The following is a 20,273-nucleotide window of genomic DNA, read 5'->3' as shown; positions in this document are numbered from 1 at the left end:
CATGAGCAGTTTTGACGAACAGGACGCATTTGAGGCGGCATCGCTGTCGGCGCGCGCGATGGCGGCGCGGCCGGTGCCCTATCTGGATGAGCTGAACCCGGCGCAGCGTGACGCGGTCGAGGCGCTGGACGGGCCGGTGCTGATGCTGGCGGGGGCGGGCACGGGCAAGACCAAGGCGCTGATGGCGCGGATTGCACACTTGATGAATACCGGGCGAGCGCAGCGCCACCAGATATTGGCGGTGACCTTTACCAACAAAGCCGCAAAGGAGATGCAAGACCGTCTCGCGCGGGTGCCATACAGAATTGATGGCGGAATAAAATGGATGGGTACATTCCATTCAATTTGTGCAAAATTGCTACGCGATCACGCCGAGCTGGTGGGGCTGAAATCGAACTTCACCATCCTGGACACCGATGACCAGCTGCGCCTTTTGAAACAGCTGGTTGCGGCGGCGAATATCGACGACAAACGCTGGCCCGCGCGGCAATTGGCGGCGATCATCGACAACTGGAAAAACCGTGCCTGGACGCCGGAGAACGTACCGGCAGGCGAGGCCGGGGCCTATAACCACCGCGGCACGGAACTTTACGCGCAGTACCAGGTGCGCCTGCGCGAGCTGAACGCGGTGGATTTCGGTGACCTGCTCCTGCACATGGTGACGATTTTCCAGAAGCACAGCGATGTTCTGGAGCAATATCAGCGCTGGTTCCGCTATATCCTGGTGGACGAATACCAGGATACCAACGTGGCCCAGTACCTGTGGCTGCGCCTGTTGGCGGGCGGGCACAAGAACATCTGCTGCGTGGGTGACGATGACCAGTCGATCTATGGCTGGCGCGGGGCAGAAGTGGGCAACATCCTGCGGTTCGAAAAGGATTTTCCGGGCGCCAAGGTGGTGCGGCTGGAGCAGAACTATCGCTCGACCCCGCATATCCTGGCGGCTGCCGGCGGCGTGATCCGCGGCAATGAAAGCCGGCTGGGCAAGGAACTTTGGACCGAGGCCGAGGAGGGCGAGAAGGTGCGCCTGATCGGCCATTGGGACGGCGAGGAAGAGGCGCGCTGGATCGGTGAGGAGATCGAGGCGATGCAGCGCGGCACCCGCGGCATGCGCCCGTTTTCATTGAATGAAATGGCCATCCTTGTACGGGCGAGCCACCAGATGCGGGCCTTCGAGGACCGGTTCCTGACCATCGGTCTGCCTTACCGGGTGATTGGCGGGCCGCGGTTTTACGAGCGGATGGAGATCCGCGACGCGATGGCCTATTTCCGGCTTGTCGTCAGCCCCGATGACGATCTGGCCTTCGAGCGGATCGTCAACACGCCCAAGCGCGGGCTGGGCGACGTGGCCCAACAGAAGATCCAGAAAGCGGCGCGGTCGAACGGCGTGTCGCTGCTGGAAGGCGCGAAAATCCTGATTGAAACCAAGGGGATCGGCGGCAAGGGCGCGGTGGAACTGGCCAAGCTTCTGGACGGGCTGGACCGGTGGGGGCGCATGGTTGGCAGCCCGGAGCTGAGCCACGTGGAACTGGCCGAGATCGTGCTGGACGAGAGCGGCTATACCGAGATGTGGCAGAACGACAAGACGCCCGAGGCGCCGGGGCGGCTGGAGAACCTCAAGGAACTGGTGAAGGCGCTGGAAAGCTTTGAAAACCTTCAGGGATTCCTGGAGCATGTCAGTCTGATCATGGACAATGACAGCGACGACCAGGACGAGAAGGTCTCGATCATGACGCTGCATGCGGCCAAGGGGCTGGAGTTTCCCGCGGTGTTCCTGCCGGGGTGGGAGGACGGGCTTTTCCCGTCGCAGCGGTCGATGGATGAAAACGGCATCAAGGGGTTGGAGGAAGAGCGCCGTCTGGCCTATGTCGGGATCACCCGGGCGGAGGAGCTTTGCACGATAAGTTTTGCTGGAAACAGAAGGGTTTACGGGCAGTGGCAGAGCCAGATGCCCAGCCGTTTCATCGATGAATTGCCCGAGGCGCATGTCGAGGTGCTGACGCCGCCGGGGCTTTATGGCGGGGGCTATGGCGCGGCGTCGGCGGGCGGGATCGAGAGCCGTGCGGCGGAGGCCAATGTCTATAATAGCCCGGGCTGGCGGCGGATGCAGGCGCGCAGCCGGGAACGCCCCGTAAGCCAGCCGAAAGAAACGAGAAACCAGGTTATCGACCTGGAGGCGGTGAGCAGTCACACGATGGGCGAGAGGGTGTTTCACCAGAAGTTCGGCTATGGAAAAATCATCGGGATCGAAGGCGACAAGCTGGAGATCGATTTCGAGAAAGCCGGGGTGAAGAAGGTTGTGGCGCGCTTTGTCAGCGGCGCGGATGACATCCCGTTCTGAGCAAGGGTTAACGCCAGCGCACGGTCGAAATCCGGGTGGTGACATGCGTGCACCGCCCGGCTGACATCCGGCTGCCGTCTGAAAGGGCCGGGGTTAACGCGCGTTAAGGTTAATGCGCCGCGCGGGTGGGCCCCGCGCAGACGGGAGATTTCGCTGGTCTTGCCCGGCTGCGGGCGCTAAGCGATGCCCATGACCGAGACCCTGCCACCGTGCCCCGAATGTTCGTCTGCCTTCACCTACCAGGTGGATGCCCTGCTGATCTGCCCCGAATGCGGGCATGAATGGTCGGCCGAGGCGCCCGGCGGAGACGCGGCGGTGGTGCGCGACAGCGTGGGCAACCCGCTGGCCGATGGCGACACGGTGACGGTGATCAAGGATCTCAAGCTCAAGGGCACGTCATCGGTGATCAAGGTGGGCACCAAGGTGCGCGGCATTCGCCTGGTCGATGGCGATCATGACATCGACTGCAAGATCCCCGGTGTCGGGCCGATCGGGCTGAAATCTCAATTCGTGAAAAAAGTGAGCGACTGACGGCTCGGACTTCGACCTTGCCGAACGTATCGACGCCAACAGCGCCGGGCCTTGCAGGTCTGGCGTTGTAGAGTTGTTGGCGTCTGAAAAAGGAAAACGGCGGCATCCAGGGAGGAGGAGAGGATGCCGCCGTCTCTGTCATGCGGGGGTCAGGGAGGAGGAGAGACCCCGGCGCATTCGGTTTTGTGGGCGGCGACACCTAGGGAGGAGGAGAGGGTGCCGCCGTCACGATCATGCGGCAGGGTCAGGGAGGAGGAGAGACCCCGGCGCAATCCGGTATTTTGTTGGCGGCGGGGTCTGGGAGGAGGAGTGATCCCGCCGCCTAATCAGAGAAGCCCCAGGGAGGAGGAGAGGGGCCTCTGATCCTTATGTTCAGTTTTGCGATCCGTAGACCGCCTCGTAGGCTGCCGCGCGCAGGTTGGCGTGACTGAAGCCCAGTTCATCGAATTCGTGGGCCGACATGTCGGCCATTTCTGCCAGCGTCCGGCGATAGAGCCGGTAGCGGTTGATGCGTTCGACCAGCGCCTCGGCGCGCAGGGCCAGAGCGGCCAGGCCGTGGGCGGGAACGGTGTTGTTTGCGGTCGTGTAGGCCATCGGGGCCACCCTTGTTGTGTCTTGCCGTCGTCTGTTGCATTCAATTTAGTGAATTGCTGCAGGTGCACAATAACCGATGAAGCAATGCCGCCATGCAGCATCTGCATAGTTGACCCAAGGGAAAGAGTGTTCCGATTCAAGGGGTTGCGTTCACAGACTGCCCGAATTTCGGGCAGTGGTCTTGCGCTTTGGGCAAAAACACGCAGGTATGATGAATCAATTGGCCGAAGGGGAAAAAGATGAGCGTCACGCGAGAAATGATCCTGAGCGAGCTGGACCGAATCCAGGTGCCAGATGGTGGCAGCCTCGTGTCGCGCGAGATGATCAAGGCGGTGTCGATCGACGGCGGGCAGGTGCGATTCGTGATCGAAGCGCCGACGCCGGAGGACGCACAGAAGATGGAGCCCATCCGCGTGGCCGCGGTGCAGCTGGTGGGCAAGATTGACGGGGTCGAGGGCGTTTCGGCAGTTCTGACCGCGCATGGCCCGGCGCAACCGGCGCAGAAGGCGCCGCCGCCGGACCTGAAGATCGGGCGCCACCCCAAGCCGCAGGCCGAGAAGGTCAAGCCCGCGGGGGTAAAGCGGATCATCTCGGTCGGCTCGGGCAAGGGCGGTGTCGGCAAATCGACGGTCAGCACCAACCTGGCCGTGGCGCTGGCGCGGGCCGGCAAGAAAGTGGGCCTGCTGGACGCCGATATATACGGGCCGAGCCAGCCGCGCATGATGGGCATCAGCGGCAAGCCACAGGCGGGCGCGGACAATCAACTGATCCCGCCCGAGGCTTATGGCGTGAAGGTGATGTCGATCGGGCTGATGCTGGAAGAGGGACAGGCCGTGGTCTGGCGCGGTCCGATGCTGATGGGCGCGTTGCAGCAGTTCCTGACCGAAGTGAACTGGGGCGAACTGGATGTTCTGATCGTCGATCTGCCGCCCGGCACGGGGGATGTGCTGCTGACCCTGGCGCAGAAGAGCGAGCTGGATGGCGCGATCATGGTGTCGACGCCGCAGGATGTGGCGCTGATCGACGCGCGCAAGGGGATCGACATGCTGCAACGGCTGAACGTGCCGATCATCGGGCTGATCGAGAACATGAGCGTGTATCACTGCCCCAAATGCGGGCATGAGGAGCATGTGTTCGGCCATGGCGGCGTTGCCGCGGAGGCGAAGAAGCTGGGCGCGCCGCTGCTGGCGGCGCTGCCGATCGATTTGCAGACACGGCTGGGCGGCGACGAGGGCAAGCCGGTGGCCGCGGGCGAAGGCGTGATGGCCGACGCCTATGCCCGGCTGGCGCAGGGGCTGATTGAAGCGGGTGTTATCTAGGCCCTGTATGGGACAGCATGGAACCGCCCACGGGAAAACGTGGGACGGTTCGGCCGCGACGACGGAAAATACGAATCAAAACGGCTGAAACGGCGTGAATCACTGGTGATTCGCGCCGTTTTTCGTGGATGCCTGTCGCGTAAACTCGGGTTTAAGTGGCTTGCTGGCAGAAATTTTGGGATTTCGTGGGAAATTTTTGCCACGGCAAGGGTCTACTATATATTGTGTTTATATCGGCAATATTCCGCTAGGTTCGGTGCCTTGGCGTCAAAATTGACCCCAATATCTTGTTTTGATGGGGGTGCTGAAACAAGATGATGTGGCAAATTCCCCAAGAAAACTATTGATTACCATGAATTCCCATGTCATCCCTATATACACGATGAGGACGGGAACAAGGGGCACAAAAAGAACCCCGAACAAAAACTCCCAAGTCAGGTTTCATACAGGCACCCGCTTTCATCGAACAAAGAGATCCGGCGCGCGGGCGAGCAGACATCCCCCCAGGTGGCGCGCGCAGTCGGACACCCCGCAAGAGCGGGACGAGGGCGGCGGATTGATCAGTGGCAGCAGATCAATCCGCCGTTTCCTTTCAAGGCCCCGGGATGCGGACGCGCGACCAGGGCAGGTAACGAGAAGAGGGCCAAGGGACAGTGACCCGCAGGTTCAGAGGCGAAAGCCACCACAAGGTGGATGCGAAGGGCAGGGTGTCGATCCCGGCCTCGTTTCGCCGTGTTCTGGAGGCGGGTGACCCGGAATGGACCGATGGCCTGAACCCCAACCTTGTCATCGTTTACGGCGATCATCGCCGGCACTACCTGGAATGCTATACCATGGAGGCGATCGAGGAGGTCGACGCACAGATCGCGGCGCTGCCGCGCGGCAGCATGGAGCGCAAGATGCTGCAGCGGCTGTTCCATGGGCAATCCTTCCCGACCAACGTGGATGAGACCGGGCGGCTGGTGCTGCCGGCGAAGCTGCGCCAGAAGATCGGCCTTGAGGGTGAGGCGTTCTTTATCGCGGCGGGCGACACGTTCCAGATCTGGAAACCCGAGACCTACGAGGAAGAGGAACTTGCGAAGACCGAGGAGTGGCTGGACGAGCTGCCCGAGGATTTCGATCCGCTGATCTACCTCGACAAGGCGAGAGGTGAAGGATGATGGCGGCCGCTGCCCACGCCCCATCCGATGCCCCGCATATCCCGGTTCTCCTGCGCCCGCTTTTGCGGGCGATTGCGCCTGTAAGGGGGGTGTGGCTGGACGGCACCTTTGGCGCGGGCGGCTATACCCGCGCCCTGCTGGACGAGGGTGCGGAGAAGGTGATCGCGGTGGACCGCGACCCGGATGTGTTCGAGATGGCGAAGGCTTGGGCCGGGGCCTATGGCGACCGGCTGGAACTGGTGCATGGTACGTTCTCGCGCCTCGATAAGTATGGCAGCGATCTGGATGGCGTGGTGCTGGATCTCGGCGTGAGCTCGATGCAACTGGACCAGGCGGCGCGCGGGTTTTCCTTCATGGCCGATGGGCCGCTCGATATGCGGATGAGCCAGGAAGGCCCGAGTGCGGCCGATATCGTGAACACCGCCGACGAGGCCGAGCTGGCCGATATCCTTTATCACTATGGCGAGGAGCGCGCGAGTCGGCGGATTGCCCGGAACATCGTCAGGGCGCGGGCCGAGGGCGAGATCAGCTCTACGCTGCAACTGGCTGCGATCATTGAAAAATCCCTGCCGCGGCCGAAACCCGGACAAAGCCATCCGGCGACGCGCAGTTTCCAGGCGCTGCGCATCGCGGTGAACGATGAATACGGCGAACTGGTTGCGGGGCTGGAGGCGGCGGAACGGGCGTTGAAACCGGGCGGGCAGTTGGCGGTGGTGACGTTTCACTCGATCGAGGACCGGATCGTGAAGCGGTTCCTCCAGGAAAAATCGCGCACCGGCGGCGGCAGCCGTTACGCGCCCGAGGTAGAGCGCCACCCGCAATTCGAGATCAAGACGCGCAAGGCGATCGGGCCGGACGAGCAGGAACTGGCCGAGAACCCGCGCAGCCGCAGCGCCAAGCTGCGGGTCGCCGTGCGCACGGACGCCCCGGCCGGGCCGGTTGACAGGGCGGCAATCGGGATGCCGCAATTGGGGAGAAAAGGGCGATGAGAACCCTGCTGTACATAGTGACCGCGATGGTGGTGATCGGGCTGGCCTTCTGGGCCTATCACGAAAACTACAAGACACAGGAAGCACTGACCGAGACCGAAACACTTCAGCGCGATATCGGCGCGGCCCGGGCCCGCCTGGGCATGTTGCGGGCGGAATGGGCCTATCTGAACCGGCCCGACCGCCTGCGCGAACTGGCCGAGATCAATTTCGAGCGGCTGGGTCTTCTGGCGCTGAGCCCGGACCAGTTCGGGCGGATCGACCAGGTCTCCTATCCCAGCCAGAAGGCGATGCAGATCGACAATGCCGTCGATGTGTCGGCCGAGGAGGCAGGGCAATGATCCGCACGCCACTGCGCCCGCTGGCCCGTATCCTGGACGCCCGTGCCAAGGGCGAGAACCCCGACGCGATCGAGCGCGAGAATACCCGGCTGCGCCACGAAGAGATGCGCGACAAGGCCCGCGCCCGGGCCGAGGGCCGGCTGCTGGTTCTGGGAGTGATGTTCTTCTGCGCCTACGCGGTGATCGGCGCGCGCATGGGTTTGATGGCAAGCTCGGAGCCGATGGAACCGCGCGCCCGCGCGAGCGCCGCCGAGATCGTCATGCAGCGTGCCGATATCGTCGATCGCAAGGGCCGGGTGCTGGCCACCAATTTCGAGACCCACAGCCTTTATGCCCAGCCGCCGCAAATGATCGAGCCGAAGCGGGTGGCGAAGGAGCTGGTCCGGATCTTTCCCGACCTGGACGAAGAGCGCCTGGTCAAGGATTTCACCGGAAAGCGTAAATTCCTGTGGATAAAGAAGAAAATCAGCCCCGAGCAGAAGCAGGCGGTGCATGATATCGGCGATCCCGGCCTGCTGTTCGGGCCGCGCGAGATGCGGCTTTACCCCAACGGGCGGCTGGCAAGCCATGTACTGGGGGGCGCATCGTTCGGCAAGGAGGGCGTGGACGCCGCCGAGGTGATCGGCGTAGCCGGCGTGGAAAAGGTTTTCGACGATTTCCTGCGCGATCCGGCCGAGGGCGGCATGCCGCTGCAACTGTCGCTGGACCTGACGGTGCAGGCGGCGGCCGAACGGGTTCTTTACGGCGGCATGAAGCTGATGAATGCCAAGGGCGCGGCCAGTGTCCTGATGGACGTGCATACCGGCGAGGTGATCAGCGTGGTCAGCCTGCCCGATTTCGACCCGAACGACAGGCCCCGCCCGCCGACCGAGGGCGCGCCGGATGACAGCCCGCTTTTCAACCGGGCGGTGCAGGGGGTCTATGAGCTGGGCTCGACCTTCAAGATTTTCACCGCGGCGCAGGCGATGGAGCTGGGCCTGGTGAATCCGTCGACAGTGATCAACACCAAGGGCCCGCTGCGCTGGGGCAAGCACAAGATCCGCGATTTCCATAACTATGGCCCGGAACTGTCGGTGACGAAGATCATCGTCAAGAGCTCGAATATCGGGACGGCGCGACTGGCGCAGATGATCGGGGCGAAACGGCAGCAGGATTTCCTGGCCCGCCTAGGCCTGATGGAAAAGGCGCCGCTGGAGATCGTCGAGGCGAGCGGGAGCACGCCGCTGTTGCCGCCGTCCTGGTCCGAGATTTCGGCGATGACGATTTCCTATGGCCACGGCATTTCGGTGAGCCCGATGCACCTGGCGGCAGCCTATGCCGCGATTGCCAATGGCGGCACACGGGTGAAGCCGACACTGTTGAAGCGCGATGCGCCGCAATATGGTGAACGGGTGATGAGCGCGCAGGTGGCCGCGGCATCGCGCGAGATGCTGCGCAAGGTGGTGACCGAGGGCACGGCGAGCTTTGCCGAGGTGCCGGGCTATGCCGTGGGCGGCAAGACCGGTTCGGCCGACAAGCCAAAGCCCCGGGGCGGATACTATGATGACAAGGTGATCGCGACATTTGCCAGCATGTTCCCGGCGCATGATCCGAAATACGTGCTGGTCGTCACGCTGGACGAGCCCGAGACCTTCGCCCTGGGCGAGGTGCGGCGCACGGCGGGCTGGACCGCGGTGCCGGTGGCGGCGGAAATGACCAATCGTCTTGCCCCGCTTTTGGGTCTGCGGCCACAAGTTGAACCCGGGCAATTGGCTGGTATAACGCTGACATCGAACTAGGCCAGAACGGGCAGGGCAGATGGGTGGGCAGGCGAAATCACTGAGAGATCTGGGCCTGACCGCCCTTGGCGGGCGAGATGCGACGATCACCGGCCTGGCCGTCGACAGCCGCGAGGTGAAAGAGGGCTACCTTTTTGCCGCGCTGCCGGGCACGAAGGTGCATGGCGGGGAGTTCATCCAGTATGCTCTGCGTATGGGGGCGGCGGCGGTTCTGACCGACGCCGCGGGTGCCAGGATTGCCGAGGCGGAGCTGGCCGCTAGCGATGCCGCACTGATCGTGAGCGAGGACCCGCGCCAGGTGCTGGCCTATACCGCCGCGCTGTGGTTCGGCGTGCAGCCCGAGACCATGGTGGCGGTCACCGGCACCAACGGCAAGACAAGTGTGGCCACATTCACCCGGATGATCTGGACCGAGTTGGGATACGAGGCGGTAAACCTGGGCACCACCGGCGTTGAAGGGGCGTGGAACGCGCCGCTGGCGCATACCACGCCGGAACCCATCACGCTGCACCGGACGCTGGCGGCGGCAGCAAAGGCCGGGGTGAGCCATGCGGCGATGGAGGCATCATCGCACGGGCTTGCGCAACGGCGCCTCGACGGGGTGCATCTGAAGGCGGCGGGATTTACCAACTTCACCCAGGATCACCTGGATTACCACGAGACCTTTGACGAATATTTCGAGGCCAAGGCGGGGCTTTTTGCCCGGGTTCTGCCCGAGGATGGGGCCGCTGTGATCAACATCGACGATCCGCGCGGACCGGACATGGCGGCGATCGCCGCGGGCCGGGGCCAGAAGGTGATGGCCGTGGGCCGCACCGAAGGCGCCGATTTGCAGCTGACCGCACAGCGTTTCGATGCGACCGGCCAGGAAGTGTTTTTCACCTGGAAAAAGAAAGGCTTCCGCGCCTATCTTCCGCTGATCGGCGGGTTCCAGGCGGACAATGTGCTGCTGGCGGCGGGGCTGGTCGTGGCCTGCGGGGAAGAGCCCGAGCGGGTATTCGAGACGCTGGAACACATGGGCGGTGTGCGCGGGCGGATGCAGCTGGCTGCGCAGCGCGGCAACGGTGCGGCGGTGTTCGTGGACTATGCGCACACGCCTGATGCGGTGGCCACCGCGCTGAAGGCGCTGCGCCCGCATGTGGCTGGCCGGATCATCGCGATCATCGGTGCGGGCGGTGACCGCGACGCCACCAAGCGCCCGCTGATGGGGCGCGCGGCGGCGGAGAATGCCGACGTGGTGATCGTGACCGACGACAACCCGCGCAGCGAGGACCCGGCAACGATCCGCGCGGCGGTGATGGAAGGCTGTCCCGAGGCCAACGAGGTGGGCGACCGCGCCGAGGCGATCCTGCGCGGGGTGGACCTGCTGCAGGCGGGCGATGCGCTGCTGATCGCGGGCAAGGGGCACGAGAGCGGGCAGATCGTGGGCGATGACGTGCTGCCCTTCGACGATGCCGAGCAGGCCAGCGTGGCGGTGGCGGCGCTGGAGGGAGGTATCGCATGAGCCTGTGGACGGCGAAAGAGGCGGCCGAGGCCACGGGTGGGCGCGCAGTGGGCGACTGGGCCGTCGAGGGCGTGTCGATCGACACCCGCACGATCCAGGCCGGGGACCTGTTCGTGGCGCTGAAGGCCGCGCGGGACGGGCATGATTTTGTGGCGCAGGCGCTGGAGAAGGGCGCGGGCGCGGCGATGGTGAGCCATGTGCCCGAAGGTGTGGCCGGCGATGCGCCGCTGTTGATCGTCAGTGACGTTCTGGAGGCGCTGGAGGCGCTGGGCCGGGCGGCGCGCGCGCGCACGCAGGCCCGGGTGGTGGCGGTCACCGGATCGGTCGGGAAGACCTCGACCAAGGAGATGCTGCGCGATGTGCTGAAGGGGCAGGGCCGGACCCATGCCGCCGAGGCGTCCTACAACAACCATTGGGGCGTGCCGCTGACGCTGGCGCGGATGCCGGTCGATACCGAATACGCGGTGATCGAGATCGGGATGAACCATCCCGGCGAAATCGCGCCGCTGGCGCGGATGGCGCGTCCGCATGTGGCGATGATTACCACCGTGGCGCCTGCGCATATCGAGGCGTTCGAGTCGATCGAGGGGATCGCGCATGAAAAGGCGGCGATCCTTGACGGGTTGGAGCCCGGCGGCGTGGCGGTGTTGAACGCCGATATCGGCACCGCGCAGATCCTGCAGGACAAGGTCCGCGCGGTGGGCGCGAAGACGGTGCTGTTCGGCGAGACGCGTGGCGACTATCGCCTGGAACAGGTGACATTGACCGACGACGCCACGGTATGCGAGGCGCGCACGGACGGCACGCGCCTTTTGTTCCGGATTTCAAGCCCGGGGCGGCATTTCGCGATGAACGGGCTGGGCGTGCTGGCCGCGGTCGAGGCGCTGGGCGCCGATCGCGATATCGCGGCCACCGACCTGGCCCGCTGGGTGCCGCCGGCCGGGCGCGGCACGCGTGAACGTGTCGTGCTGGACGATGCGACCGAAGCCGAGCTGGACCTGATCGACGACGCGTTCAACGCCAACCCGACCTCGATGGCCGCCGCGCTTGAGGTGCTGGCGGCCGCCCGGCCCGGGGACAGCCGCCGGGGCCGGCGGATTGCCATCCTGGGCGATATGCTGGAACTGGGCGCGAGCGAGGCCGCCGATCATGCCGAGCTGGCCCGGTTGCCCTGGATCGAGGCGGTGCAGGTGGTGCATTGCGTCGGGCCACGGATGAAGCATCTTTACGACGCGCTGGAGCTGTCGCGCCGCGGCATCTGGATGGAGACGGCCGACGAGATGGTGGCGCGTGTGCGCAAGCTGGTTCATGCCGGGGATATCGTGCTGGTCAAGGGGTCCAAGGGCAGCAAGGTGAGCCTGGTTGTTGACGCGATCCGCAAAATGGGCCATCCGGCCCAGCAAAACGAAGGGGACGCGTGAATGCTGTACTGGTTGACCGCTTTGTCGGATGGCGGAGATTTTTTTAACCTCTTCCGATACATCACTTTCCGGGCCGGGGGCGCGTTCATGACGGCGCTTCTCTTTGGCTTCATCTTTGGCCCGCCGTTGATCAACGTCCTGCGCCGCCGCCAGGGCAAGGGCCAGCCCATTCGCGATGACGGGCCCGAGGGCCATTTCGAGAAGGCGGGCACGCCGACCATGGGCGGCCTGCTGATCGTGGGCGCGCTTCTGACCTCGACGCTGCTGTGGGCGCGGCTGGATAATCCGTTCGTCTGGCTGGTGCTGTTCGTCACCATAGCCTTTGCGGCGATCGGATTTGCCGACGATTATGCCAAGGTCAGCAAGCAGAACACGGCGGGCGTGCCGGGCAGGATCCGGCTGTTGCTGGGGTTCGTGATTTCCGCCATCGCCGGCTACTGGGCCACGGTCTATCATCCCGAGGGGCTGCAATATCAACTGGCCTTGCCTGTGTTCAAGGACACGCTGATCAACCTGTCCTACCTTTTCATCCCCTTCGCGGTGATCGTGATTGTCGGCGCGGCCAATGCGGTGAACCTGACCGACGGTCTGGACGGGCTGGCGATCATGCCGGTGATGATTGCCGGCGGCACGCTGGGCGTGATCGCCTATGCCGTTGGCCGTGTCGACTTTACCGAATACCTGGACGTGCATTACGTGCCGGGCACGGGTGAGATATTGATCTTTTCCGCCGGACTGATCGGTGGGGGGCTGGGGTTCCTGTGGTACAACGCGCCGCCAGCGGCGGTGTTCATGGGCGATACCGGCAGCCTCGCGCTGGGGGGGGCGCTGGGTGCGATCGCGGTTGCGACCAAGCACGAGATCGTGCTGGCCATCGTTGGCGGCCTGTTCGTGGTCGAGGCTTTGTCCGTGATCATCCAGGTGCTGTATTTCAAGCGCACCGGCAAGCGGGTTTTCCTGATGGCGCCGATCCATCACCACTATGAGAAAAAAGGCTGGGCTGAGCCGCAGATTGTGATCCGGTTCTGGATCATTTCTCTGATCCTCGCCATGATCGGGTTGGCGACGTTGAAGGTTCGCTGAGGCCGCTCGTCCGCCGTTGCAGGCGGCCTCGCAAGGCAGGGGGCGTGAATGATACCAGTGCGCGGATACGAGGGACGCCGGGTGGCGGTTCTTGGGCTGGGCCGGTCGGGCCTGTCGGCGGCGCGGGCGCTGCGCGCGGGCGGGGCCGAGCCGGTTTGCTGGGATGACAACGCCTCTGCGCGCGACAAGGCCGACGCTGAGGGCTTTCAATGCGTTGACCTGACGCGGCAGGGCGCGTTTGACGGAGTGGCCTGCCTGATCGTCAGTCCGGGCATTCCGCATCTCTATCCCGCGCCCAACCGGGTGATCGAGGCGGCCTGGGCGGCGGGCGTGCCGGTGGATAACGATATCGGGCTCTTTTTCCGCTCGCTGGGCGGGCGTGACTGGGACAGTTTCGACGTGCTGCCGCGGGTCGTGGCGGTGACGGGATCGAACGGGAAATCGACCACCTCGGCGTTGATCCATCACGTGTTGGCAGAGACGGGGCGCGAGGCGCAGCTGGCCGGCAATATCGGGCGCGGGGTGCTGGATATCGATCCGCCGGGCGATGGCGCGGTGGTGGTGCTGGAGCTGTCGAGCTACCAGACCGACCTGGCGCGCGCGCTGACGCCGGATGTGGCGGTGTTCACCAACCTGTCGCCCGACCATCTGGACCGGCATGGCGGCATGGGCGGATATTTCGCGGCCAAGCGGCGGCTTTTCGCGGAAGGCGGGCCGGATCGCTGCGTGATCGGGGTGGATGAGGTGGAGGGGCGATACCTTGCCAACCAGATGGCCGAGGGGCCGGGCGATGACCGGGTTATCGACATTACGGTCGAGCGGAAACTGACCGGGCCGGGCTGGCATGTCTTTGCGCGCAAAGGGTTTTTGTCCGAATACCGCAAGGGGCGGCAGGTGGGATCGATCGACCTGCGCGGCGTGGCGGGATTGCCGGGCGCGCATAACCACCAGAACGCCTGCTGCGCCTACGCGGTGTGCCGGACGCTGGGGCTGGCGCCGCGGGAGATCGAGCAGGGATTTCAGACGTTTGGCGGATTGCCGCATCGCAGCCAGCTGGTGGGCGAGAAGGATGGCGTGCGGTTCGTGAACGACAGCAAGGCGACCAACGTGGATTCGGCGGCCAAGGCCTTGATGGCGTTCGACAAAATCCGCTGGATCTGTGGCGGGCTGGAGAAGGAAGGCGGGCTGTCGGGGCTGCTGGAGGCGAGCGCGTCGGTTGTGAAGGCCTATGTGATCGGGCGGGAGGCGGCGAACTTTGCCCTGCAATTGCAAGGGGTTGAGGCCGAGGTGTGCGGCGACATGGGCACCGCGGTGGCGCGCGCGGCAGCCGAGGCGGAGCCGGGCGAGGTGGTGCTGCTGGCGCCGGCGGCGGCGTCGTTCGACCAGTATGACAGCTTCGAAAAGCGCGGTGAGCACTTCATGGAGGAAGTCGCCAAGCTTTTGTGATTACTGGCAAATTCCGGACTTCTGGGTGCCTTCCCAGGGCACGTAGATCTTGTCGGGGATGTGCAGGTGTTTCAGGGGAAAAGCGCCCTTGAGGAGCTGTTCGAGGCGGCGCGTGCGGGGCGCCTGCGGGTCGAGCGCGGCGCAGCAGACATATTCCTCGACGATGCTGGCCTGCTGTTCGTAGGCATAGTCGAAGAACGTGTTTTTCGTATTGATATCATAGAGATAAGGGTCTTCCGCCCAGCGGTGTTCGCGCGCTGCCTTCATCGGCGAATAGCCGGTTTTTTCGCGGTTCTGCCATTGCCAGACATGGGTGAGTTCATGGGCGAAGAGCATGGCGGCGAAGAGGTAGAGCTTTTCGGGGTAATCGGGCAAATAATCGTTTGTATAGTAAGGCTTAGAGTAGAAAACCCGGTTGTGAATCGTCAGCGCGGCAGGGCCGACGGTGACGGTTTCGGTCTCGGGTTCGGGCCAGATCCGCTCGCGGCAGGCGAGGCGGGGGCGTTTTTGCCGCTGGTAGGTGATTTTGTCGACCACGGCGCCATCGTGGAAGCGGATGGTCTCGGGGTTGGCCATACCGCCAAAGAGCTGTTCTGCAAAGTTTTTTTCCGCCTCGGTCAGCGGACGGGCGGCGCAGGCGGCCAGAAGCAGGCAGAGGAGAAAGGCGACTCGCATGTCGGGGAGTTTAGGAGGTGTTGCCGGGGCGTGCGAGGGGGTTAATCGCGGTTTCGGGGGGTGATGGGGTGGGGGGTGATTTCCGGCTGCCGCCCGGCTGACATGCGTGCACCGCCGCAGCGCGGCATTTGTTAAGGGTTTGTTTGGTTAACCGGGCGTGCGGTGGGGGTGGGTGCCGGGCTGAAGCCCGGCCTACGGGTCTGGACATGCCCCGGCGCGAATAGCGGCCCCTTGGGCCGCCGCGCCATCGCCGACCCGCCCCCCGGGGCGGCGATTGGGGGAGGGTGTGCGGAACGGGTGGGGTGGAGGGGTTTGGCCGGGATAAAGCGCGTTGCTGAAGCGTCGGATCGCCACCCCGCGGGTCGGCGATGGCGCGGAGGAGGCGCGGGTTGCGATACTTGATTGGCGGCAACTGGAATGTCTGAAGATAAACAAATGACGTTCCCTTAAAAAGGAACAATCTCGTTAAATCTTGACCTTAGTTCAGAGACTCGCGAATTGGATTTGGCATGAAAATCCGGAAAAAGATGACGCAAATAATCCAGCATTTCAAAATGTGCTTGGATTACGTGATAAAACTCCTTTTCCGTCGATCTCTCGTAAATGTCAATTGTTTCTACCATTGTGTCGATAAAATGGTGGATGAAGCCCAGTGAAATCGGTTCATCTTTTTCACGGGGCCGCGCGCGAAGGTTTGCACGGCTAATATTCAGTATCTCTTCAAGCAGTTCGCGATCCGAGCGAATTTCTGATTTTCGCCACTAACGCTATCACTCAAAATCTTTGATATCTTTGTTTCAAGTTTTGGCCACCACATTTCGAAAACATTTGAAAATGTCTCTGCGTCTAGTTTTCTGTCTTCACCGGCATCATTGATTGCAGACATAAGTTTTCGAAAATCAGACTTTTCGAATGATGTAGTTTGAAATGTGGTCAGAGGCCCTGAAAGATCAGTATTTTCCATTCCAAAAAGCACGGAGCAAACTTTGGAGCGGTCCAAATCTTTAGAAAGCGCTCCAGCTTCAAACAGTATCCACGGCTTGGAAAAGTTTTCTTGAGTAAGGCAAATTATCCCCACGTTTGTCTCTGACAATTTTTGGGAAATTTCCGAACCTCATTTCGAACCTTTTTCGATGTCATCTGGCGTGAAATAGGGTTTTGCAAATTGAAGCGTAGCAGGAATCCAGCCACGTAGCTCTTCTGCAATTCGTTTGCTTGTTGCGCCGCTCCAGCTAATAAAAACATTAGTCATCAGGTTGTTTTACTCCGACTTAAACATCCAACTCCTCCACGAACCGTGCGTTCTCCTGGATATACTGGAACCGCAGTTCGGGCTTCTTGCCCATCAGGCGTTCCACCAAATCGCCGGTTTCGCCGGGTTCATCCTCATCTATCGTCACGCGGATGAGCTTGCGCGATTTCGGGTCCATGGTGGTTTCCTTCAGGTCCTTGGCGTCCATTTCACCAAGGCCCTTGAAACGCTGCACGTCGATCTTGCCCTTGCCGCCGAGGCCCTTGGCCAGCATCGCCTCTTTCTCCGCGTCGTCGGCGACGTAGATGCGCCGCGCGCCTTGGGTCAGGCGGTAGAGGGGCGGGCAGGCGAGGTAGAGATGCCCTGCGTCGATCAGGGGGCGCATCTGGGTGAAGAAGAAGGTCATCAGCAGCGAGGCGATATGCGCGCCGTCGACATCCGCGTCGGTCATGATGATGATCTTGTCATAGCGCAGATCGTCGAGGTTGAACCGCGTGCCGAGGCCGGTGCCGAGGGCCTGGGTCAGGTCGTTGATCTCCTGGTTCGAGCCGAGCTTGGATGACGCGGCGCCGAGCACGTTGAGGATTTTCCCGCGGAGCGGCAGGAGCGCCTGGGTATTGCGGTCGCGGGCCATCTTGGCGGAGCCGCCGGCCGAGTCGCCCTCGACAATGAACAATTCGGTGCCGTCGCGGGCGTTCGAGGAGCAATCGACGAGCTTGCCGGGCAGGCGGAGCTTTTTCGTGGCCGATTTGCGGGCGGTCTCTTTCTCCTGGCGGCGGCGCAGGCGTTCCTCGGCCCGGAGCACGAGGAAATCGAGGATGGCGCCGGCGGACTTGGTGTTGGACGCCAGCCAGTGATCGAAATGGTCGCGCACGGCGTTTTCAACGAGGCGCTGGGCCTCGACGGTGGCAAGGCGGTCCTTGGTCTGGCCGACGAATTCCGGCTCACGAATGAAGGTGGAGACGAGCGCGCAGCCACCCGAGGTGAGATCATCGCGGGTGATCTGGCCGGCCTTGCGGTTGTTGGCCAGTTCGCCGTACGCCTTGATGCCCTTGAGGATCGCGGCCCAGAAGCCGGCGACGTGGGTGCCGCCCTCGGGCGTGGGGACGGTGTTACAGTAGGACTGGATGAAGCCATCGCGCGCGGGGGTCCAGTTGATCGCCCATTCGACCTTGCCGGGGGTGTTGAACTTCTCCTGGAAATCGACGGTGCCGGCGAAGGGTTGCTCGGCATAGGTGGAGGCGGTGCCCAGTGTTTCCTTGAGGTAATCGGCAAGGCCGCCGGGGAAGTGGAAGGTGGCCTCGGTCGGTGTTTCACCGTCGTCGATGGCGGATTTCCAGCGGATTTCGACGCCGGAAAAGAGGTAGGCCTTTGACCGGATGGATTTGAAGAGGCGGGCGGGTTTGAAGCGGTGCTGGCCGAAGATCTCGGCGTCCGCGTGGAAGGTGACGGTGGTGCCGCGGCGGTTCTGGGTGGTGCCGATCTTCTCCACCGGGCCCAGCGGCAGGCCGCGCGAGAAGCGCTGCTCGAACAGTTCCTTGTTGCGGGCGACCTGGACGACCATGGAATCCGAGAGCGCGTTCACGACCGAGGCGCCGACGCCGTGCAGACCGCCGGAGGTCTGGTAGGCCTTGCCGGAGAACTTGCCGCCGGCGTGGAGCGTGCAGAGGATGACCTCGAGCGCGGATTTGTCGGGGAATTTCGGATGCGGGTCGATCGGGATGCCGCGGCCGTTGTCGCGCACGGTGAGCGAGTAGTCGTCATGCAACTCGACCTCGATCCTGTTGGCGTGGCCGGCCACCGCCTCGTCCATCGAGTTGTCGAGGATCTCGGCGACCATGTGGTGCAGCGCGCGTTCGTCGGTGCCGCCGATATACATGCCGGGACGCTTGCGGACGGGTTCGAGCCCCTCCAGCACTTCGATGCTGTCGGCGTTGTAGTCGCCGCTGTCCGCGGGGGTGAGGAGATCGTCGGCCATGGTCACCGCTGCTCTTGTTGTTTGTTGGCGGGCATTATGGCAGAGCGCGGCGCGGGGGGGAAGCGGGCAGATCGGCCGGAAACGCCAGAGGTCGCGATGAGCGGCGCGGGGTATTGCTCGGTCTGGTCGCTGGTGCCGAAAAGCTCGGAGAAGAGCAGGGCGAAGACGCCGCCCATCACGCTTTCGACGAAGAGGTAGAACTCGTTGAGCGTTTCGACCTGGGCGATCGTGCCGGTCATGTAGAGATACGGGCCCAGGGGCAGGCAGACGAGGAAGGTGACGATCACGATGGTGGCAAAGGCGACCATCGGCCAGCCGTATTGCTGGTCGGATTTTCGAAGGCCGCGGGTGTCGATGAACCATTTCGCGATCGAGACCACGCAGGCCACGGTCAGCGGCAAGGTCACCTCGGGCGGGGAAATGTCATCGGTGAAGGCGGGGTGGTGCCGGAAGGAAAACCACAGGAAGGCGGCGGTGCCGATATGGACGAGCGTGATGGCGAGCCCGGCAATCCACGCGATGGTGAAACGGTAAGGCCCGGAATGCGGCGTTGCGGGAGACATGGTGGGATGACTCATGTGTCTGGACGGCTCCTTGGTCTTTGAAAGTCGCGGAAATGCTCTTGATAGTAGCTGTTGGCCAGTTCGGCGCCGCTATTGGTCAGGATCAGGTCCTGCTTGAACCAGCCCTGGTTCTCCATTGCGCGGTAAAGCGCCATGTAGGTTTGCATGAAATCGGCTTTGTCCGGGTAGAGCCAATCGACGGTTTCGCGTATCGGCCCCTGCCGGTTCAGATCGACACCGGCTTCCTTGGCGAGGTTCACGGCGCAGTCCATCGCCTTGATCAATGCAAACCGAAGCTGGCCGGCCGTGCCCGGGTGCAGGCTTTGTTGGGCCGCGAGGTCTTCGGGCGGCAGTTGCGACAGGTTGTGGAACAGCGTGGCGGCGAGCGGCAGGCAGATATCGGCGAGGCGGGCCTTGCTGAGGGTTTCGAGCATGCCGCCCGCCGAGGCGATCGCCAGGACGCTGTGGTCGGAATAGATCTCGGAAAGCTCGGCGCGGATCTGGTCGCGCACCCGCCGACCGGCGGTCAGTTCGACGCCGTTGATGTCGAGCTCGGCGACCTTGCGCAGGAAGTTGAGATAGAGGGTGATGAACCGCGGGGCGACGTCTTCCTTCTGGAAGGTGCGGTAGTCCGACAGGAAGGAAAGGACATCGTTGAACTGCCCCGGCGCGACGGATTTCATCAGCGAGGCATTGGCTTCGAAGAAGGCCTGCAGGCAATCCCAGTTGCTATCGGCCGACAGGTAAGTGTCGTGATCCGTCAGGAGCACGCGGCTGGCGAGAATGACCATTTCAAGGTCGGCGATCGCGATGCGTTCGGTGCAGTTGTATTTCTCGAAGGGATAACTGCGCTGGAAGGCAAGCTCGCGCGTTTCGGTCAGTTTGAAGGTGAGGGTCGGGATGATATCGCGCCGCTGATCCACCAGTGAAACGATCGCCACGGGAAGAAAGAGGGTCTTTTCGTCGTCAAGCTTGAGTTGTCCGGCGACGGCGGTGGCAATCGCTTCGGAATCGATGGGCACGTCATCGACCTTGAGTGTCGTGGAGGTGGGCGAATCGCCTGTGCGCCCGTAGAGGAAGGCATAGGGCAATCGTTCGGGGCGTCCCGCGCCCGGAGACTTAACGTAGATCGACAGGGTCGCTTCGCCCTTCGGGATGCCGACGCCGTAGTAGAGGGAGAGCGTGTATTTCGTCTGTATGGTGTCCGCTGACAGCGACCCTGCTGCCGTCACAAGCGGAAAAAGCAGGGCGGAAAGAAATATGCGCAGTATGTTTGGCATGCGGTGACGCCTGAAGTT

General features: G+C 63.1%; 18 protein-coding genes. 11 read left to right on the top strand and 7 right to left on the bottom strand.

Annotated elements, in window-relative coordinates; genetic code table 11:
* The first annotated feature begins 1 nt into the window (after position 1).
* Positions 2 to 2,341 (top strand): ATP-dependent helicase, encoded by a 2,340-nt coding sequence (locus E0501_RS15040; RefSeq protein ID WP_137702199.1) that lies wholly within the window; start codon positions 2 to 4, stop codon positions 2,339 to 2,341.
* A 189-nt stretch (positions 2,342 to 2,530) separates the two neighbouring features.
* Positions 2,531 to 2,872: a zinc ribbon domain-containing protein YjdM gene (locus tag E0501_RS15035; protein WP_137702198.1), complete on the top strand. Its 342-nt coding sequence runs from the start codon at positions 2,531 to 2,533 to the stop codon at positions 2,870 to 2,872.
* A 372-nt stretch (positions 2,873 to 3,244) separates the two neighbouring features.
* Here the strand turns inward: E0501_RS15035 and E0501_RS15030 are convergent, their stop codons facing one another.
* A complete protein-coding gene (locus E0501_RS15030; RefSeq protein ID WP_137702197.1) occupies positions 3,245 to 3,466 on the bottom strand; it encodes a DUF1127 domain-containing protein in 222 nt (73 codons plus the stop codon).
* A 239-nt stretch (positions 3,467 to 3,705) separates the two neighbouring features.
* Here E0501_RS15030 and E0501_RS15025 point away from each other — a divergent pair, with 239 nt between their 5' ends.
* The 9 genes from E0501_RS15025 (at position 3,706) to murD (ending at position 14,507) form a co-directional block, all read left to right on the top strand.
* On the top strand, positions 3,706 to 4,785 hold the full coding sequence (locus E0501_RS15025; RefSeq protein ID WP_137702196.1) for an Mrp/NBP35 family ATP-binding protein: 1,080 nt from the start codon (positions 3,706 to 3,708) through the stop codon (positions 4,783 to 4,785).
* Between the two features lie 653 nt (positions 4,786 to 5,438).
* Positions 5,439 to 5,945: a division/cell wall cluster transcriptional repressor MraZ gene (mraZ, locus tag E0501_RS15020; RefSeq protein WP_137702195.1), complete on the top strand. Its 507-nt coding sequence runs from the start codon at positions 5,439 to 5,441 to the stop codon at positions 5,943 to 5,945.
* On the top strand, positions 5,945 to 6,934 hold the full coding sequence (gene rsmH, locus E0501_RS15015; protein ID WP_137702194.1) for a 16S rRNA (cytosine(1402)-N(4))-methyltransferase RsmH: 990 nt from the start codon (positions 5,945 to 5,947) through the stop codon (positions 6,932 to 6,934). The genes mraZ and rsmH overlap by 1 nt, the downstream gene beginning before the upstream one ends.
* On the top strand, positions 6,931 to 7,275 hold the full coding sequence (gene ftsL, locus E0501_RS15010; protein WP_137702193.1) for a cell division protein FtsL: 345 nt from the start codon (positions 6,931 to 6,933) through the stop codon (positions 7,273 to 7,275). The genes rsmH and ftsL overlap by 4 nt, the downstream gene beginning before the upstream one ends.
* Positions 7,272 to 9,053, top strand: a complete 1,782-nt coding sequence (locus tag E0501_RS15005) for a peptidoglycan D,D-transpeptidase FtsI family protein (protein WP_137702192.1) — start codon at positions 7,272 to 7,274, stop codon at positions 9,051 to 9,053. The genes ftsL and E0501_RS15005 overlap by 4 nt, the downstream gene beginning before the upstream one ends.
* A 19-nt stretch (positions 9,054 to 9,072) precedes the next feature.
* Positions 9,073 to 10,557, top strand: coding sequence for a UDP-N-acetylmuramoyl-L-alanyl-D-glutamate--2,6-diaminopimelate ligase (locus tag E0501_RS15000; RefSeq protein WP_137702191.1), 1,485 nt, complete (start codon positions 9,073 to 9,075; stop codon positions 10,555 to 10,557).
* A complete protein-coding gene (locus tag E0501_RS14995) occupies positions 10,554 to 11,978 on the top strand; it encodes a UDP-N-acetylmuramoyl-tripeptide--D-alanyl-D-alanine ligase (protein ID WP_137702190.1) in 1,425 nt (474 codons plus the stop codon). Before E0501_RS15000 ends, E0501_RS14995 begins: the two co-directional genes overlap by 4 nt.
* Positions 11,979 to 13,061, top strand: coding sequence for a phospho-N-acetylmuramoyl-pentapeptide-transferase (gene mraY / locus E0501_RS14990; RefSeq protein ID WP_137702189.1), 1,083 nt, complete (start codon positions 11,979 to 11,981; stop codon positions 13,059 to 13,061). It abuts the gene before it with no gap.
* 48 nt (positions 13,062 to 13,109) lie between these two features.
* Positions 13,110 to 14,507, top strand: a complete 1,398-nt coding sequence (murD, locus tag E0501_RS14985; protein WP_137702188.1) for a UDP-N-acetylmuramoyl-L-alanine--D-glutamate ligase — start codon at positions 13,110 to 13,112, stop codon at positions 14,505 to 14,507.
* Here murD and E0501_RS14980 read toward each other — a convergent pair whose 3' ends face one another.
* From E0501_RS14980 to E0501_RS14960, 6 genes are all read right to left on the bottom strand, one after another.
* Positions 14,508 to 15,182 (bottom strand): hypothetical protein, encoded by a 675-nt coding sequence (locus tag E0501_RS14980; RefSeq protein WP_137702187.1) that lies wholly within the window; start codon positions 15,180 to 15,182, stop codon positions 14,508 to 14,510.
* A 709-nt stretch (positions 15,183 to 15,891) separates the two neighbouring features.
* Complete coding sequence (locus tag E0501_RS14975; RefSeq protein ID WP_161594630.1) at positions 15,892 to 16,275, bottom strand: hypothetical protein; 384 nt, start codon at positions 16,273 to 16,275, stop codon at positions 15,892 to 15,894.
* A 21-nt stretch (positions 16,276 to 16,296) separates the two neighbouring features.
* A complete protein-coding gene (locus tag E0501_RS21175; RefSeq protein ID WP_161594629.1) occupies positions 16,297 to 16,434 on the bottom strand; it encodes a hypothetical protein in 138 nt (45 codons plus the stop codon).
* A gap of 19 nt (positions 16,435 to 16,453) precedes the next feature.
* On the bottom strand, positions 16,454 to 18,412 hold the full coding sequence (gene parE / locus E0501_RS14970) for a DNA topoisomerase IV subunit B (RefSeq protein ID WP_137702185.1): 1,959 nt from the start codon (positions 18,410 to 18,412) through the stop codon (positions 16,454 to 16,456).
* Between the two features lie 2 nt (positions 18,413 to 18,414).
* Positions 18,415 to 18,990 (bottom strand): hypothetical protein, encoded by a 576-nt coding sequence (locus E0501_RS14965; protein ID WP_137702184.1) that lies wholly within the window; start codon positions 18,988 to 18,990, stop codon positions 18,415 to 18,417.
* Positions 18,987 to 20,255, bottom strand: a complete 1,269-nt coding sequence (locus tag E0501_RS14960; RefSeq protein ID WP_137702183.1) for a hypothetical protein — start codon at positions 20,253 to 20,255, stop codon at positions 18,987 to 18,989. The genes E0501_RS14965 and E0501_RS14960 overlap by 4 nt, the downstream gene beginning before the upstream one ends.
* Between the last annotated feature and the right edge of the window lie 18 nt (positions 20,256 to 20,273).

It is taken from the genome of Marimonas lutisalis, assembly GCF_005434965.1.
Lineage (GTDB): Bacteria > Pseudomonadota > Alphaproteobacteria > Rhodobacterales > Rhodobacteraceae > Marimonas_A > Marimonas_A lutisalis.
Note: the sequence above shows the minus strand (reverse complement) of the source record. Positions and strands in the feature narration are given on the sequence as shown.